We start from the raw sequence: 1329 nt of genomic DNA, 5'->3' as shown, positions 1-1329 counted from the left end.
CTGCGGGCCGGGGTGCGGGCGCCTGGCGCGGTGCGGGCGCGGGACGCTGCAGCAGCTCCTCCACGCCCATGCGCACATTGCCCACGGCGGCCGTGCCCACGGGGGCCCAGGCGGCAATGGCCGGGTCTTCGATCAGCTGGTAGAGCGCCGTGCCTTCGGGGATGTGCGGGCCCTCGCCTTCCACGTGGTAGGTGAAGGCGGCCGCGCCCACGGCGAAGACCACGTCATGGCCGGACAGCAGCTGCACGATGCGCTCGCGCATGGCGGGCAGGAAGCCGGCGAACAGCGGATGGTCCTCGGGGAAGCTGCAGCGCCCGCTCATGGGGGCCACGAAGACGCGGGCCTGGTGGCGCTCGGCCAGCGCGACCACGGCATCCCAGCCCTGGGCCCGGTCCACGGCCGCGCCCACGACCAGGGCCGGGGCACGCGCCGCATCCAGCGCATCGCCGATAAGGTCCAGCGTGCGCGGATCGGGCAGCGTCTCGAAGCCCACATGGCGCAGCGTGACGGGCTCGGCCGGCTTGTCCCAGTCATCGGCGGGAATGGAGACCAGCACGGGGCCGCGCGGCTCCTGCATGGCGATGTAGTAGGCGCGCGCCAGCGCCTGGGGCACGTCTTCGGCGCGCGCGGGCTCGCAGCTCCACTTCACATAGGGCTTGGGCAGCTCGGCGGCCTGGTTGGAGTGCAGGAAGGGGTCGAACTGCAGCAGCGAGCGCGCCTGCTGGCCCGCCGTGATCACCAGGGGCGTGCGGTTCTTGAACGCCGTGAAGATGTTGGCCATGGCGTGGCCCACGCCCGCGGCCGAGTGCAGGTTCACGAAGCTGGCATTGCGCGTGGCCTGGGCATGGCCGTCGGCCATGCCCACGACGACGGTTTCCTGCAGGCCCAGCACATAGGAGAAGTCTTCGGGGTAGTCGCGGAACAGCGGCAGCTCGGTCGAGCCCGGGTTGCCGAAGATGCGCGTCATGCCCAGCTCGCGCAGCATGGCGATCACGGCATGGCGCACGGTGTAGGTCGCGGTGCAGGTCGCGGTGGAAGAGGATGCCTCGGCGGGCTGGCTGCGCGGTGTGGTGGGTGCTTGCAAGATGGGGTCTCCTGGGAAATGGGCCGGCCGCCCGGTGCGTGCCGCGCGGTGGCCATGGAAGTCGGTGCCCATGGTGCAGGCGCTTATGATTTCCAGCAATTGAATAAACTATCTAAGAGATATTCACCAAATGGATATCAAGAACCTGGACCTCAACCTGCTGCGCGTCTTTGACGCCGTGTACCGCCACTGCAGCGTCAGCCGCGCGGCCGAGGAGCTGGGCATGTCTCAGCCCGCCGACGCGG

The 1329-nt window shown here is 69.8% G+C and carries 2 protein-coding genes; one reads left to right on the top strand and one right to left on the bottom strand.

What is annotated here, in order from left to right; genetic code table 11:
• Positions 1–1084: benzoylformate decarboxylase (gene mdlC, locus L995_RS08405; RefSeq protein WP_442855470.1), on the bottom strand; the 1084-nt coding region annotated here is incomplete at its 3' end.
• Positions 1085–1214: 130 nt separating this feature from the next.
• Here mdlC and L995_RS31915 point away from each other — a divergent pair.
• On the top strand, positions 1215–1329 hold a 115-nt coding region (locus L995_RS31915), incomplete at its 3' end, for a LysR family transcriptional regulator (RefSeq protein WP_156136016.1).

Origin of the sequence: Delftia sp. ZNC0008 (genome assembly GCF_000799035.1) — a bacterium.
Lineage (GTDB): Bacteria > Pseudomonadota > Gammaproteobacteria > Burkholderiales > Burkholderiaceae_C > Comamonas > Comamonas tsuruhatensis.
The sequence above is the reverse complement of the archived record's forward strand: the minus strand, read 5'-3'. Positions and strand labels throughout refer to the sequence as shown.